This is a genomic window from Streptomyces sp. NPDC090741 (assembly GCF_044769045.1).
Taxonomy (GTDB): domain Bacteria; phylum Actinomycetota; class Actinomycetes; order Streptomycetales; family Streptomycetaceae; genus Streptomyces.
The window spans coordinates 768,692-782,150 of record NZ_JBIVXF010000002.1 but is presented as its reverse complement, the minus strand read 5'-3'; the positions used below and the strand labels follow the sequence as shown (position 1 = coordinate 782,150).

The following is a 13,459-nucleotide window of genomic DNA, read 5'->3' as shown; positions in this document are numbered from 1 at the left end:
CCTCCCGGAGACCACCGTGTTCGCTTCTCCTGTCCGTGTTGTTCGACGGGAAACCTCCGTCCTGGCCCTGCTCGGCCTCTTGGGCGCGCTCGTCGCGGGCGCCCCGGCCGCGGCTCCCTCCCCCCGGGCGCCGCACGTACGGGCGGTGACAGCCGTCCCCGCGGCCGCGGGGAGCGCCACGCCCTTGTCCGGGTACGCCATCCGCTCGACGGCCGAGGTCTCCGACGCGGCGGCCCTCGTCTCCGCCCCGGGCTACCGGACGACCGGCTGGCACCCGGCGGGGCCCCGGTCCACCGTGCTGGCCGCCCTGGTCGCGGACGGCACGCATCCCGACCCCTTCTACTCCACCGACCAGCAGCGCATCCCGGCCGCCGATTTCACCGTGCCGTGGTGGTTCCGCGCCGAGTTCACCGTGGCCGACACCTCCGCGCGCACGTACCTGGACTTCAGCGGGGTCGTCTCCGCGGCGGACGTGTTCGTCAACGGGAAGCAGGTGGCCACGGCGTCCGCGGTCGCCGGCGCGTACACGCACCACGAGCTCGACGTCACCGAACTGGTACGGGACGGCGCCAACGCGGTGGCCTTCCGGATCAAGCCGAACGATCCGCGCAAGAACCTCACGATGGGCTGGCTCGACTGGTTGCAGCCGCCCCCGGACGAGAACATGGGCATCGTCCGCGACGTGCTCGTACGGCGCGGCGGCCCCGTCGCCCTGCGCGACGCGCACGTACTGACGAGCCTGGCGCTGCCGTCCCTGGCCTCCGCGGACCTGACCGTGAAGGCGAAGGTCCGCAACGAGTCGGCCGAGGCCGTCACCGCCGCGGTCTCCGGCAGCATCGGGTCGGGGATCGCCTTCCGGCGGGACGTGCCCCTGCGCGCCCACGAGACGAAGACGGTGGCCTTCACCCCGGCCGACACCCCGCAGCTGCACCTCGACCGGCCGCGGGTGTGGTGGCCGGCCGGAATGGGTGCGCAGGAGCTGTACGAGCTCGATCTGGCGGTCACGGTCCCGGGATCCGACGCCGGGGCCGACGCCGGGGCCGGCGTCGGGGCCGGGGCCGGCGTCTCCGACCGGGCCCGCCACGGCTTCGGCATCCGCAGCGTGCAGGCGCCGCTCAACAAGGACGGCGCCCGCCAGTACTCCGTCAACGGCCGGCCGCTGCTGATCCGGGGCGCCGGATGGTCCCCCGACGAGCTGCTGCGCTGGGACCCCGCCTACACGGAGGACCGGCTGGCGTACGCACGGGACCTGGGCCTCAACACCCTGCGTCTGGAAGGGCACCTCGAACAGGACGAGTTCTTCGACCTCGCCGACCGGTACGGGATCCTCACCCTGCCCGGCTGGCAGTGCTGCACCAAATGGGAGGGCGAGGTCAACGGCACCGAGGCCGGAGAGAGCTGGACGCAATCCGACCACCCCGTCGCCAAGGCCTCCATGGCGGCCGAGGCCGCCCGACTGCGCGATCACCCCAGCGTCATCTCCTTCCTCATCGGCAGCGATTTCGCCCCGGACGCGGAGATCGAGCGGGGCTACGTCGATGCGCTGAAGGCCGCCGACTGGCCCACCCCCGTGATCCCCGCCGCGGCCGCCAAGTCGGCGCCGCTCACCGGTGCTTCGGGGATGCGGATGCCGGGACCGTACGAATGGGTGCCGCCCGGCTACTGGTACGACAAGCGGGAGGGCGGGGCCACCGGCTTCAACTCCGAGACCAGCGCGGGCCCCGACATCCCCACCCTCGACACCCTGCGCCGCATGATGTCCCCGGCCGAGCTGACCTCCCTGTGGAAGGACCCGGCCGCGCCGCAGTACCACCGCTCGCCCTCGCGCACGTACGCCACGCTCAAGCTCTACGACGATGCGCTGAGCGCCCGGTACGGCGCCCCGCGCAGCCTGGAGGACTACGTCGCCGAGGCGCAGCTCGCCCAGTACGAGAACGTCCGCGCGCAGTACGAGGCGTACGCGCGCAACGCCACCGACGCCTCGAAGCCGTCGACGGGGGTGATCTACTGGATGTTCAACAGCGGCTGGACCTCGCTGCACTGGCAGCTCGTGGACCGCTACCTCGACCAGAACGGCGCCTACTTCGGCGCGAAGAAGGCGAACGAGCCGCTGCACATCCAGTACTCGTACGACGACCGCACGGTGGCCGTCCTCAACCGCCGTACGGCGGCGGTGTCGGGGCTGACCGCGCGGGTCTCCCTGTTCAACACCGACGGAACGCAGAAGTACGACCGGACGGTGACCGGCCTGGCGGTCGGCGGGGACGGGGCGAAGGCCATCGCGCTGACGCTCCCGGCGTCCCTGGACGGGCTGTCCGCGACCCATCTCGCACGGCTGGTCCTGACCGACGCCGCCGGGCGCGAGGTGAGCCGCAACGTGTACTGGCTCTCCACGCGCCGGGACGTCCTCGACTACGACGAGAGCGACTGGTACCACACGCCGGCCACGGCCTACGCCGATCTCACCGGGCTGCGGTCGATGGCTCAGGCGGCCGTCTCCGCCACGGCGGCGACGAGCGTGAGCGCCGACGCGCCGTCGACCTCCACGACGGTCGTCACCGTACGGAACACCGGCACCGGGGACACCCCGGCCCTGCTCACCGACCTCCACCTGGTCGACGGCAAGGACACCCCCGTCCTGCCCGTGCAGTGGTCCGACAACCAGATCAGCCTCTGGCCCGGCGAATCGGCCACCCTGACGGCGACCTACCGCACCGCCGACCTGCACGGGTCCGCGCCCAGGATCCGGATCTCCGGCTGGAACACACCGAGGGCCACGGTCCCCGCCTCCTGACACCGGCCCGCCTGCTGAGGGGCCTCGGGCCATGGGGCAGGATGGCAGCCCGTTCCGGAATGCGTACACGCGCCCGAACGCGGCTCCACGCACGAGAAACTGACAGGTGACAAGGTGACGACACACCTCATACGACGGCCCGCCGGGCCCGTCCCCGCTCCCCCGGTCCGGCGCCGAGCGGAGGGCGTCCGTTGAACCGGGAACTCCTCCTGCACGACTGGGTGGTGGCCGGGATCGCGCTGGCCGCGGGCGCCCTGGCGGGGCTGCTGCTGCGCGCCCTGCTGCGCTGGCTGGGCCGGCACGCCGAGCGGACCCGATGGACCGGCGACGACGTCATCGTCGACGCGCTGCGCACCCTCGCCCCCTGGGCGGCCGTCATCGCCGGCGCCGCGGTGGCCGCCTCGACCCTGCCGCTCACCGCGCGGGTCCTGGGGTTCGTGAACCAGTCCCTGACCGCCGTGCTCATCCTCATCGCCACGCTCAGCGCGGCCCGGGTCATCGCCGGTCTCGTCCAGTCGGTGGCGGGGGCCCGGACCGGCGTCGCCGGATCGGCGTCCATCTTCGTCAACATCACGCGGATCGTGGTCCTCGTGATGGGTGTGCTCGTCGCGCTCGAAACCGTGGGCGTGTCCATCGCACCCCTGGTCACCGCCCTCGGGGTGGGCGGTCTGGCGGTGGCCCTGGCCTTGCAGGACACCCTCGCCAACCTCTTCGCGGGCGTCCACATCCTCGCCTCGAAGACCGTGCAGCCGGGTGACTACATCCGCCTCAGCAGTGGGGAGGAGGGGTACGTCGTCGACATCAACTGGCGCAACACCGTGGTCCGCAACCTGTCGAACAACCTGGTGATCATCCCCAACGGTCGTCTCGCGCGGACGAACATGACCAACTTCACCCAGCCGGAACAGCAGTTGTCGATCCTGGTCCAGGTGGGCGTGGGCTACGAGAGCGATCTGGAGCACGTGGAGCGGGTGACGCTCGACGTGGTCGACAGCGTGATGGCCGACATCAACGGCGCGGTCCCCGACCACGAGGGCAAGGTCCGGTTCCACACCTTCGCGGACTCCAGGATCAACTTCACGGCGATCCTGGGCGTCGGTGAGTTCAGCGACCAATACCGGATCAAGCACGAGTTCATCAAGCGCCTGCACGAGCGGTTCCGGGCGGAGGGCATCTCGATCCCCGCGCCCACGCGGACGGTCCAGCTCCACCACGACGGGCTCCAGGCGTCGGCGCTCCCCCCGGTCCCGCACCAGCGCGAGGCCCCGCCCCGTTCGCCCGCCACCACCGGCTGAGCCGAACCCTTATGGGTGGTACAGCTCCTCGGCGCGGGCCAGGTCGGCGGCGGCGTCCTGCGGCAGGTGGAGGAAGTGCTCCACCTGCCACGCCTGCGCGCGGTCGGCCTGGCGGTTGGCGGTGGCCACCCACGGCGGGTAGACGCGGAAGCCCCGCTTCCCGCCGGAGCCGTCCACCGATACGACGCCGTGCCGGCGGAGCGCGTCCACCGGGAAGACGAACTGGCCGAAGCCCTCGTCGTCATGGCAGCTGATGACGACGAGGTCCACCCGGTCCGCGGTGTCGAAGGGCTGGATGGGACCGCCGGGGGACCGCTTCCACACGGTGACGAACTGCCCGACCTTGGTGGGCGTCGTCTTGGCCGCGCGGAACCGGACCGCGCGTCCGTCCAGGGTGAATTCGTGCGCGGCGTACGCGGCGCCCTCGGCCTCGGGAACCGGCTGCGAGCAGGTGAATCCGCACGGGTCGTAGACACGTGACCTCGCCGCGAGGAGATCGCCGTGAACCCGGATCGCGTCCGGCCACGGTACGGGACCGGCAGGGGTGGGACGGGGATCGGCGGAGCGCTCGGGGTGGGTCGTCATCCGGCCAGCTTGTCATGGATCCCCGAGACGTCTCACGGTCCGTGACGTGCGGCCGGGAGAGCACCTCTGCGGGCGGGCGGGCCGGGGCACGGCGTCGGATCATGCGCGGGTACGCGTGCGCCGCGCACGGCGTGGTCCGGCCCGGCCCGCGCCGCGGGGCCGATCTGGCGGCCGGCCGGTTCGAGCCTCGCTGCCCGCGCTGCGGCGCCGAGCTCGCGCCCGGCCTGGTCGCGCAGGACGCCCCGATGGACCCGCGGAACGTCTACGCCACCACCAAGCCGGCCCAGGAGCACCTCGCGGCCTCCTGGGCGCGCGCCACCGGCGGCTCCGCGATCTCGCCGCGCCACCACAACGTGTACGGGCCGGGGACGCCCCGCGACACCCCGTACGCGGGGGTCGCCGCGCTGTTGCGCTCCTCGCCGGCGAGGGGCGAGGCCCCGCGCGTCTTCGAGGACGGCGGCCAGCGGCGGGACTTCGTGCACGTACGGGACGCGGCCGCGGCCAACGCCGTGGCGGTGGAGTCCCTGGCCGGCTCGCCGGACGGGTTCACCGCGTACGCGGACGTCCTCTGACCGGATTTCGGCGGCCGCGGCACCTTCGTCCCCGCCCGATATCCTGGTGGTCCGACATCGGGGGCTTTCCTCTCAGGAAGGACAGCACGATGAATCGGCATACGAACCGGTACCGGGGTCTCATGCTTCTCGCGGCTCCGGTCCTCGCCTCCTCGGTCGCCCTGACCCCCGCATTCGCGGCCCAGGGCCGAACGGCGGGGCCGGCAGCCGCCCGGGCCCCGATGGCGCCCTCCTGCGAGCTGACTCCGGGCAGCGGTGGCGGCAATCCGGGCGGGAACATGCGCTACGACCTCCACCTGCGCGGATTCGCCCCGAACCAGTCGGTGCGCGTCGAGGGGAACTCGTCCTTCCGGACCACGGTGGACGGCGCGGGCTCGCTCGACCGGCCGGGCGTCCGCTACGGCACGTACGGTGTCGGTTACCGAGAGGGCGGCTCGAAGCAGGGCAAGCGAGTCGCCTGTGTCACCCCGCCCAGGGAGAAGCCGGGCAGCGGCAAGGGGAACGTGCAGGTCACCAAGGTCGAGGTGTTGACGCTGACCAAGTCGGGGACCACCGTCGACTGCACCAAGCCGCCCAAGCTTGAGTTCGACGGCAAGATCACGGGCACCGGGCAGGGGAAGGTCCGCTACTTCTGGACGTACGCGTCCAGCGCCGATCCGATCTCCTCGGGCACGGCCGCGTTCAACCCCGGCACCACGAGCGTCTCCCTCCTCAAGGTGGTGGAGGGGTCGGTGATGGCGAACACGAAGACGGTGAGCGCGTTCGTCACCCTGCACGTGCCGGAGTTCAACATGACCGCACGGAGTGAGAACGTGAACGTCACCTGCAAGTAGCCCTTATCGCTACGCGGGGGCCGGGAGGGTCAGTTCGAAGCGGCAGCCTCCGGTGACGTTGCGGACGTGCGCGTGCCCTTCGTGCGCCTCGACGATGCCGCGGACGATCGCCAGGCCCAGGCCCGCGCCCCCCGGGGGCGTACGGGCCTGGGTGCCGCGCCAGCCGGTGTCGAAGACGCGCGTGAGGTCCTCCTCGGGGATGCCGCCGCAGGCGTCGGTGACGGACAGCACCACCGAGCCCTCTCGGGCTTCCGCGGCGATCGCGACCGTGCCGTCGGCCGGGGTGTGGCGGATTGCGTTGACCAGCAGGTTCGACAGGACGCGGGTCATTTCCTTGCCGTCCACCTCCACCGGGAGCGATGCGATCCCGTCGCCGACCAGCCGTACGCCGTGCTCGCGGGCGAGGGCGTCGGTGCCGGCCAGGGCGTCGCCCACGAGGTCGTAGAGGTTCAACCGGGTGGGGCTGAGGCTGAGGGCGCCCGCGTGGATGCGGGAGAGCTCGAAGAGGTCGCCGACCATGGAGTTGAGGCGGTCGACCTCGGTGCGCATCTGCCGGTGGTAGCGGGCGGGGTCGGCGGCCATGCCGTCCTCCAGCGCCTCCGACATGGCGCGCAGCCCGGCCAGCGGGGTGCGCAGATCGTGCGAGATCCAGGCGACGAGCTCCCGGCGTGAGGTTTCCAGGGCCCGCTCGCGCTCCCGGGACGCGGTCAGGCGTTCGCTGGTCAGGGCCAGTTCGCGGCTGAGCGCGGTGAGTTCGGCCGGGGCGGGCACGCTGGGCGTGGTGAAGGTGCCCTCCTCGCCGAAGACGCGCGCGGCCTCGACGAGCTCACGGCAGCGCCGTACGACCTGCCGCCCCAGCAGCAGGGCCGTGCCCAGCGAGATCGCGGCGGCCACCGCGACGACCACCGTCACCGCGGTCAGGTCGTGGGAGGAGAGGAACATCGCCCAGGCCACCGCGAGCGTTCCGGCGAGCATCGCGAGCACGGCGACGGCGGTCACGACGGCGAGGGAGACGGCGATGCTGCGCCGCCGCAGTATCCGCAGGGCGACGGCGCCGAGCGCTCCGGCGCCGCCCGCACCGAGGAGTGCGTACAGGGCGATCAGCAGCAGGTCCTGGTCACGCATGTTCATGGCCGTCCGCCGTTCTCGGGTCCGTGGCGGGCGCCGCCGGGGTGGGGTGGGTGTCGAAGCGGTAGCCGGCGCCCCAGACGGTCTGGATCAGCCGGGGGTTCGCCGCGTCGTCCTCGATCTTGCCACGGAGCCTGCGGACGTGGACGGTGACGGTGGACAGGTCACCGAAGTCCCAGCCCCAGACCTCGCGCATGAGCCGTTCCCGGTCGCAGACCTGCCCGGGGTTCCGCAGGAAGAAGGCGAGGAGGTCGAACTCCCGCAGGGTGAGGGCGAGTTCCTGGCCGTCTTTGCTGACGCGGCGCGCCGCCGGGTCCAGGATCAGGCCCGCCGCGGTGAGCCGGGGGCCGGCGGCCGGTGCGGCGGGGGCGGCCCGGCGCAGGACGGACTGCACGCGCAGGACGAGTTCCCGCGGGCTGAAGGGCTTGGTCACGTAGTCGTCCGCGCCGACTTCCAGGCCCAGGATCCGGTCGTCCTCGTCGCCGCGCGCCGTGAGCATGATGACCGGGACGGGCGGGGTCGCGCCCTGGCCGCCGTGCAGGGCGGCGGCCCGCTCGCGCGCCCGCAGCCGCCGGCAGACCTCCAGCCCGTCCATGCCCGGCAGCATGAGGTCGAGGACCACCAGGTCCGGGCGCCGCTCCTCGGCGGCGCGCAGGGCGGCCGGTCCGTCGGCGGCCAGGCGCACGGTGAAGCCGGCGCGGTCGAGGTACCCGGCCACGACCTCCGAAACGGTCGGGTCGTCGTCGACGACCAGGATGTTGCCCAGGACGGGGTCCGGTGTGCCCGCCCCGGCCGCCTCGCGGCCCTCGTCCGTACTCTGCGTATTGCTGACTGCCATGGCCACAGCCTGACATCCGCTCCGGTCCGTGTGTACGGCGCCCTCCCCGGATCGGGCACGGCGTCCGCGTTTCGTAAGGAGTGAAAGCCCCTTTCGTCCGCGCCCGCTTCCTACGGTGTGGACGTGACTGATTCTGCTTGTGTGCCGCCCCGCGCGGACCTCGTACTGCCGTGTCTCGACGAGGCGGAGGCGCTGCCCTGGGTGCTGGCGCGGGTGCCGGCCGGCTGGCGGGCCATCGTCGTCGACAACGGTTCCACAGACGGCTCGGCCGACATCGCCCGCAGCCTGGGGGCGACCGTGGTGCGCGAACCCGTGCGCGGCTTCGGCGCGGCCTGCCACGCCGGCCTGCTCGCCGCGCGCGCCGACCTCGTCTGCTTCTGCGACTGCGACGCCTCCCTGGATCCCGGGCTGCTCGCCCCCATGGCGGCCCGGGTCGAGGCCGGGGAGGCCGACCTGCTGCTCGGGCGGCGACGCCCGCAGGGACGTGGCGTCTGGCCGGCCCACGCCCGCGCCGGGAACCTCGCGCTGGCGCGGATGCTGCGCCACCGTACGGGGCTGCGGCTGCACGACCTCGGACCGATGCGGGTCGCGCGCCGCGAGGCCCTGCTGGACCTGGAACTGACCGACCGGCGCAGCGGGTACCCGCTCCAGATGGTCGTACGGGCGGCCGACGCGGGCTGGCGGGTGGCCGAGACGGACGTCCCGTACCTGCCGCGCGCCGGCAGGTCGAAGGTCACCGGCACGTGGCGGGGCACCTGGCACGCGGTGCGGGACATGCGGCGGGTGCTGGCCGAGACGCCCGGCACCCGGTCCGTCCCGGCCGGCGGGGTCTCCTCGTGAGCACCCACGCGAGCGAGCGCACCGACGACGGCCGCGGCGAGGGCACGCTGATCGTCGTCGCCAAGGCCCCGGTCCCCGGCCGGGTCAAGACGCGGCTGACCCCGCACTTCACCCCGCAGCAGGCCGCCGCCCTGGCCCGGGCCTCGCTCCAGGACACCCTGGACGCCGTCCTCGCCACGCCGGCCCGGCGGCGCGTCCTCTACCTCGACGGGGCGCCGACGCACTGGCTGCCCGACGGCATCGAGGTGGTCCCTCAGTGCGCGGGCGGGCTCGACGTCCGGCTGGCCGCGGCCTTCGCCCTGTACGAGGGTCCCGCGCTCCTGATCGGCATGGACACCCCACAGGTCACGGCGGAGCTCCTCGCCCAGGGACTCGACTTCGACGGTACGGACGCCCGGTTCGGCCCGGCCCCGGACGGCGGATTCTGGGCCCTCGGGCTCGCCGAGCCGGATCCCGCGCTGCTGCTGGGCGTGCCCATGTCCGTCTCGGACACCGGGACGGTGCAGCGCCTGCGGCTGACCGCGTCGGGGCGGGCCGTACGGGACCTCCCGGCGCTGCGCGACGTCGACACGCCGGATGACGCCGTGCAGGTGGCCGCCTCGGCACCCGGGACCCGGTTCGCCGCCCTGCACGCCGAGCTGTGCGCGGCCGTACGGTGACCGCGCAGATGACGGCGCAGCTGTCCGCGCGGCCGGTGGAGCCCACCGCCCAGGCCTGGCGGGCCGACCCGTACTCCGACGCCGTGCGCACCGGACGGGGGCCCCTCTTCCTGCGCCGCAGCGACGGCTGGCTGCTGCCGCTCGACGTGGAGCGCTGGTGCGCCGAAGCCGACGCGGCCGATGACACCGTCCTGGCCCGCTGCGAGGGCCCGGTCCTGGACATAGGCTGCGGACCGGGCCGCCTGGTCGCCGCCCTCGCCCGCCTCGGGCAGCCCGCGCTGGGCGTGGACGTGACCCCGGCGGCGGTGGCCCGTACGGTGCGCACCGGCGGCAGCGCCCTGTGCCGGTCCGTGTTCGACCCGCTGCCCAGCGAGGGCCGCTGGGGCACGGTCCTGCTCATCGACGGGAACATCGGCATCGGCGGCGACCCCGGCGCCCTGCTGCGCCGGGCCGCCCGGCTCGCGGCCCCCGGCGGCACCCTGCTGGTCGAGGCGGCCACCGTGGACGTCGACGAGCGCGTCGAGGTGCACGTCGAGGACGGGAACGGCGGCCGTGGGGCGCCCTTCCCGTGGGCCCGGCTCGGCCCCCGCGCGCTCCGTACGGAGGCGGCGGACGCGGGGTGGACCCGGGCGGTGACCTGGCATGCGGCGGGCCGCGCCTTCGTTCAGCTGTGGCGCTGAGCGCTCACCAGGACATACGGAAGTACGGAGAGCGGCTGACGCGAGAGCGCGTCAGCCGCTTTCGCGTGTCCGGCCGCTCAGGTCCGCCGGCGCGCCCCGCGCCGCGCCGTGCGCGCCACGACGTACAGGCCCGTGGCCACGGCGATGGCCGCCATCGTCAGCAGCCAGTTGCGCAGGTAGTCCAGCGGCACCACGGTCGGGTTGGCCGCCCCACCCGGGCGCAGGAGTGGCGGGAGGGCGATCGCGGTCAGGGAACCCGCGACGATCAGGGCGGCGCGCGGGACCCCACGCAGGCGCAGGCCGACGGCGCCGGTGAGCGCGGCGACCGCGATCACGAGCGGCGCGATCAGCCCGTCGTGCACCACGACCGCACCCGCGAGCCACAGCGCGATCCGCCAGGGCGAGGGCTGCTGGACCAGCAGGGCGCCGCCCAGGCCCATCAGGACCAGGCCGAGACCTGCCACCGCGTACCGGTACGTCATCACGCCACCTCCAGTCGGCCGACCCACTTGGTCTGGAGCACGCCGGGCCGGTTCGGGGCGATGATCCGCGCCGGGTAGCCGTGGTCCGGGGAGAGTTCCTCGCCGCCCAGGCGCAGCGCGAGCAAGGTGAGCGGGTCCTGGGCGTACTCGCGGCCCATCTCCGTCACCCGGTACGCGCCGACCGGCTCCAGGGACTCCACGCGGGCGCCGGCTCCCGGGCCGCCGCCCGCGCGTTCCAGCAGGTCGCGCACGCGGACCCCGGTCCACCGGGCGTTCTTGCTCCAGCCCTCGACGCACGCGATGGGCAGCGTCACCTCGTACTGGGGCATCGCGCGCAGCTCGTCGAGGGTGAGGGTGTACGGGCGCGGTCCGGCGACGGTCAGCCGCCAGTCCCGTACGGAGACCGCGGTGATCCCGGCCGCCTTCGCCGTACGGTTCACCGGGAGCCCCTGCGGTCCGACGGCGGGGTCGCGGGGGGCGAACAGGTCGAGCCGCCCGAGCGCGGTCACGGACTGCCCGGCGGTCGTCAGCGTGACCGCCCCCACCGCCGCCGCGACGCCGACCAGCAGCGCGCGCCGGTCGGGGCCGTCGGCCTCGGGCAGTGCGAGCGTGCCCGGGGAGCGGCGGGTCCAATGGTCCTGGATCTCCGGCCACTTCACGGCGATGTGCACCATGAGCGCGCCCAGCAGCAGCCAGGACAGCGCGAAGTGCACGGGGACGAAGGAGAACGGCCAGGGGTACCACTGGAAGGTGTTCAGGAGGCCGGTGAACAGCTCGAACACACCGGCCGCCACCAGGACCGCCACGGAGGCCCGTTCGAGCGCGTGCCGTACCGACCGCAGGGGCGGCCATTCGAACAGCCGGGGGTAGACCGCCCACAGCTTCGCCAGCAGCAGCGGGATCGCCGCGATCCCGGAGACCACGTGGAGTCCCTGGGTGAACCGGTAGCCCCAATAGGGGCGGCTCGGCAGCCGGTCGGCGAGCCAGTGCGGCGGGTGCTGGAAGTAGTGGCTGAGCACACCGGTCGCGAAACAGACGGCGAAGGCGAGCCCGAGCCAGCGGCCGATGGCGGTCGCGGTCCGGGCGTCGTGCAGCCGCGCCTTGAAGGTGACGGGCGGGTCGGAAGGGAGACGGATGGGGAAGCGCATGGACCCATGACACCCCCGGGAAGCCGCTCAGAGGCGGTTCGGACACCTTACGAAACGCGGACATGGGCGGCGCGGGACCCCGCTGGGCGCCGTTGCCTGGAACGCTGCGGCTGTGAACCTGCGTACCGCCCCCGGCCCTTCCGCCCTCCCCGCCCGCGCCCTCCCCGCCCGCGCCCTCCCCGCCCGCGCCCTGCCCGCCCTCGCCCTCCCCGTCCTCAGTCTCTCGGCCCTCGTCGCCGCCTTGGTGTGGACCATCCGCTACGACGGCAATTTCACCGACCCCGCCGGACTGTCCTGGCGGTACGCGGCCTGCTGGGCGCTGTTCGCGGTCGCACTGCTCGCGCTGCGCCGGGTGCCGGCGGCGCTCGTCGTGCCGCTGGTGCTGGCGGGGGCCGTCGCGGTGACGGCGACGGGGCTGGTGGCGGCGCCCCGGACCAGCACCGATTCGTACCGCTACGCCTGGGACGGCCGGGTGCAGTCCGCCGGGGTCTCCCCGTACGACCACGCCCCGCAGGACCCGGCGCTGGGCCGGCTCCGCGACCCGTGGCTCTTCCCCACGGGCGCCGCCGCCTGCACCGGCCCGGACCGGGCCCGGATCCCGTCCGCCGGGGACACCCCGCACTGCACGCGGATCAACCGGCCCGCCGTGCACACGATCTACCCGCCGGTCGCCGAGGCGTACTTCCTGGCCGTCGACCGGCTCTCCCCCGAGGGCGCCCGGCACAAACCGCTCCAGATCGGCGGCGGGCTGCTGTCCCTCGGCGTGAGCGGCGCGCTGTTGCTGATCCTGCGCCGCCGGGGCACGGACCCGCGCGGGGTCGCGTACTGGGCGTGGTGCCCGGCCGTACCGATCGAAGCCGTGAACAACGCGCACGTCGACGTACTGGGGGTGCTGCTGGCCGTGGCCGGTCTCGGGCTCGTGGCCGCGCGGAGCCTGGCGCGCCGGGCGGGCGGCGGGCTGGTCCTCGGCGCCGCCGTCGCCACGAAGCTGATGCCGGCGATCGTCCTCCCGGGAGCCCTGTCCGGCGTGCGCCGGGTGCGCGACGCGGTCGCCGTACTGCTGCCGGCCGCCGCGTTCACGGCGCTCGCGTACCTGCCGTACGTGCTGCTCTCGCACGGCTCCGTCTTCGGGTACCTCGGCGGGTACGTGGAGGAGGAGGGGTACGAGGACCCCTCGGCCGGGTCCCGCTACGCGCTGCTGCGGCTGGTGCTGCCGGGCGACTGGGCGGTGGCGGTGCTGCTCGCCGTGATGGCGGGCGTGTGCGGGTACGTGCTGTGGCGCGGGGATCCCCGACGGCCGTGGAGCGGCGCGCTGTTGGTGACGGGGTGGGCGTTCGTCCTGCTCACGCCCGGCTATTCGTGGTACGCCCTGCTGCTCGTCGGGCTCGTGGCCCTGGACGGGCGCTGGGAGTGGCTGGGCGTCGCGGTCGCCGGCCCCGCCGTCTACGTCACGGGCCAGGCGTTCGGCTCGCGCGGGGCGGTGAGTGCCGTGGCGTACGGGGCGGCCGCGCTGCTGGTGCTCGTGGTCACGGCGGTGCGGTGGCAGCGGCAGCGCGGCGCGGGGCCCGGCACGGAGTCGGCGTAGGCCGGGCGGCTCAGCGCCGA

12 protein-coding genes and 1 pseudogene are annotated in these 13,459 nt (G+C 74.0%); 8 read left to right on the top strand and 5 right to left on the bottom strand.

From position 1 onward, the window contains the following. The first annotated feature begins 16 nt into the window (after positions 1-16). Both ACIQU4_RS08665 and ACIQU4_RS08660 read left to right on the top strand, forming a co-directional pair. On the top strand, positions 17-2,794 hold the full coding sequence (locus ACIQU4_RS08665; protein ID WP_403727401.1) for a glycosyl hydrolase 2 galactose-binding domain-containing protein: 2,778 nt from the start codon (positions 17-19) through the stop codon (positions 2,792-2,794). A 191-nt stretch (positions 2,795-2,985) separates the two neighbouring features. After that, the gene (locus ACIQU4_RS08660) at positions 2,986-4,089 is read left to right on the top strand and encodes a mechanosensitive ion channel family protein (RefSeq protein WP_403727399.1); all 1,104 of its coding nucleotides are present in this window, start codon (positions 2,986-2,988) and stop codon (positions 4,087-4,089) included. 9 nt (positions 4,090-4,098) lie between these two features. Here the strand turns inward: ACIQU4_RS08660 and ACIQU4_RS08655 are convergent, their stop codons facing one another. After that, the gene (locus tag ACIQU4_RS08655) at positions 4,099-4,674 is read right to left on the bottom strand and encodes a MepB family protein (protein ID WP_403727398.1); all 576 of its coding nucleotides are present in this window, start codon (positions 4,672-4,674) and stop codon (positions 4,099-4,101) included. A 107-nt stretch (positions 4,675-4,781) separates the two neighbouring features. Between ACIQU4_RS08655 and ACIQU4_RS08650 the strand changes: the two are divergent. Together ACIQU4_RS08650 and ACIQU4_RS08645 are read left to right on the top strand one after the other, a co-directional pair. Continuing rightward, positions 4,782-5,231 (top strand): annotated as a pseudogene (locus ACIQU4_RS08650) (NAD-dependent epimerase/dehydratase family protein); the annotation flags it as partial. 137 nt (positions 5,232-5,368) lie between these two features. Next, positions 5,369-6,079 (top strand): hypothetical protein, encoded by a 711-nt coding sequence (locus ACIQU4_RS08645; protein ID WP_403727396.1) that lies wholly within the window; start codon positions 5,369-5,371, stop codon positions 6,077-6,079. A 9-nt stretch (positions 6,080-6,088) separates the two neighbouring features. Here ACIQU4_RS08645 and ACIQU4_RS08640 read toward each other — a convergent pair whose 3' ends face one another. Both ACIQU4_RS08640 and ACIQU4_RS08635 read right to left on the bottom strand, forming a co-directional pair. Further along, positions 6,089-7,204, bottom strand: a complete 1,116-nt coding sequence (locus tag ACIQU4_RS08640; RefSeq protein WP_403727748.1) for a sensor histidine kinase — start codon at positions 7,202-7,204, stop codon at positions 6,089-6,091. After that, positions 7,197-7,964, bottom strand: a complete 768-nt coding sequence (locus tag ACIQU4_RS08635) for a response regulator transcription factor (protein WP_403727746.1) — start codon at positions 7,962-7,964, stop codon at positions 7,197-7,199. The genes ACIQU4_RS08640 and ACIQU4_RS08635 overlap by 8 nt, the downstream gene beginning before the upstream one ends. 204 nt (positions 7,965-8,168) lie before the next feature. Between ACIQU4_RS08635 and ACIQU4_RS08630 the strand changes: the two genes are divergently transcribed. From ACIQU4_RS08630 to ACIQU4_RS08620, 3 genes are read left to right on the top strand one after another with little or no spacing between them, the layout of a single operon-like run. Beyond that, positions 8,169-8,885, top strand: a complete 717-nt coding sequence (locus ACIQU4_RS08630) for a glycosyltransferase family 2 protein (RefSeq protein WP_403727394.1) — start codon at positions 8,169-8,171, stop codon at positions 8,883-8,885. After that, the gene (locus ACIQU4_RS08625; protein ID WP_403727393.1) at positions 8,882-9,544 is read left to right on the top strand and encodes a DUF2064 domain-containing protein; all 663 of its coding nucleotides are present in this window, start codon (positions 8,882-8,884) and stop codon (positions 9,542-9,544) included. Before ACIQU4_RS08630 ends, ACIQU4_RS08625 begins: the two co-directional genes overlap by 4 nt. Before the next feature lie 8 nt (positions 9,545-9,552). Next, a complete protein-coding gene (locus ACIQU4_RS08620; RefSeq protein ID WP_403727391.1) occupies positions 9,553-10,224 on the top strand; it encodes a methyltransferase domain-containing protein in 672 nt (223 codons plus the stop codon). 77 nt (positions 10,225-10,301) lie between these two features. Here ACIQU4_RS08620 and ACIQU4_RS08615 read toward each other — a convergent pair whose 3' ends face one another. Together ACIQU4_RS08615 and ACIQU4_RS08610 are read right to left on the bottom strand one after the other, a co-directional pair. After that, complete coding sequence (locus ACIQU4_RS08615; protein WP_403727390.1) at positions 10,302-10,706, bottom strand: hypothetical protein; 405 nt, start codon at positions 10,704-10,706, stop codon at positions 10,302-10,304. Further along, complete coding sequence (locus tag ACIQU4_RS08610) at positions 10,706-11,854, bottom strand: molybdopterin-dependent oxidoreductase (RefSeq protein ID WP_403727388.1); 1,149 nt, start codon at positions 11,852-11,854, stop codon at positions 10,706-10,708. Before ACIQU4_RS08610 ends, ACIQU4_RS08615 begins: the two co-directional genes overlap by 1 nt. Positions 11,855-11,966: 112 nt before the next feature. Here ACIQU4_RS08610 and ACIQU4_RS08605 point away from each other — a divergent pair, with 112 nt between their 5' ends. Then, positions 11,967-13,439 (top strand): glycosyltransferase 87 family protein, encoded by a 1,473-nt coding sequence (locus ACIQU4_RS08605; protein WP_403727386.1) that lies wholly within the window; start codon positions 11,967-11,969, stop codon positions 13,437-13,439. Positions 13,440-13,459 lie beyond the last annotated feature (20 nt).

Excerpts from the sequence above, each read along its gene's own strand:
- ACIQU4_RS08655 (WP_403727398.1), bottom strand. The coding sequence starts at position 4,674 with ATGACGACCCACCCCGAGCGCTCCGCCGATCCCCGTCCCACCCCTGCC.
- ACIQU4_RS08645 (WP_403727396.1), top strand. The coding sequence starts at position 5,369 with ATGCTTCTCGCGGCTCCGGTCCTCGCCTCCTCGGTCGCCCTGACCCCC.
- ACIQU4_RS08620 (WP_403727391.1), top strand. The coding sequence starts at position 9,553 with ATGACGGCGCAGCTGTCCGCGCGGCCGGTGGAGCCCACCGCCCAGGCC.
- ACIQU4_RS08640 (WP_403727748.1), bottom strand. The coding sequence starts at position 7,204 with ATGCGTGACCAGGACCTGCTGCTGATCGCCCTGTACGCACTCCTCGGT.
- ACIQU4_RS08610 (WP_403727388.1), bottom strand. The coding sequence starts at position 11,854 with ATGCGCTTCCCCATCCGTCTCCCTTCCGACCCGCCCGTCACCTTCAAG.
- ACIQU4_RS08615 (WP_403727390.1), bottom strand. The coding sequence starts at position 10,706 with ATGACGTACCGGTACGCGGTGGCAGGTCTCGGCCTGGTCCTGATGGGC.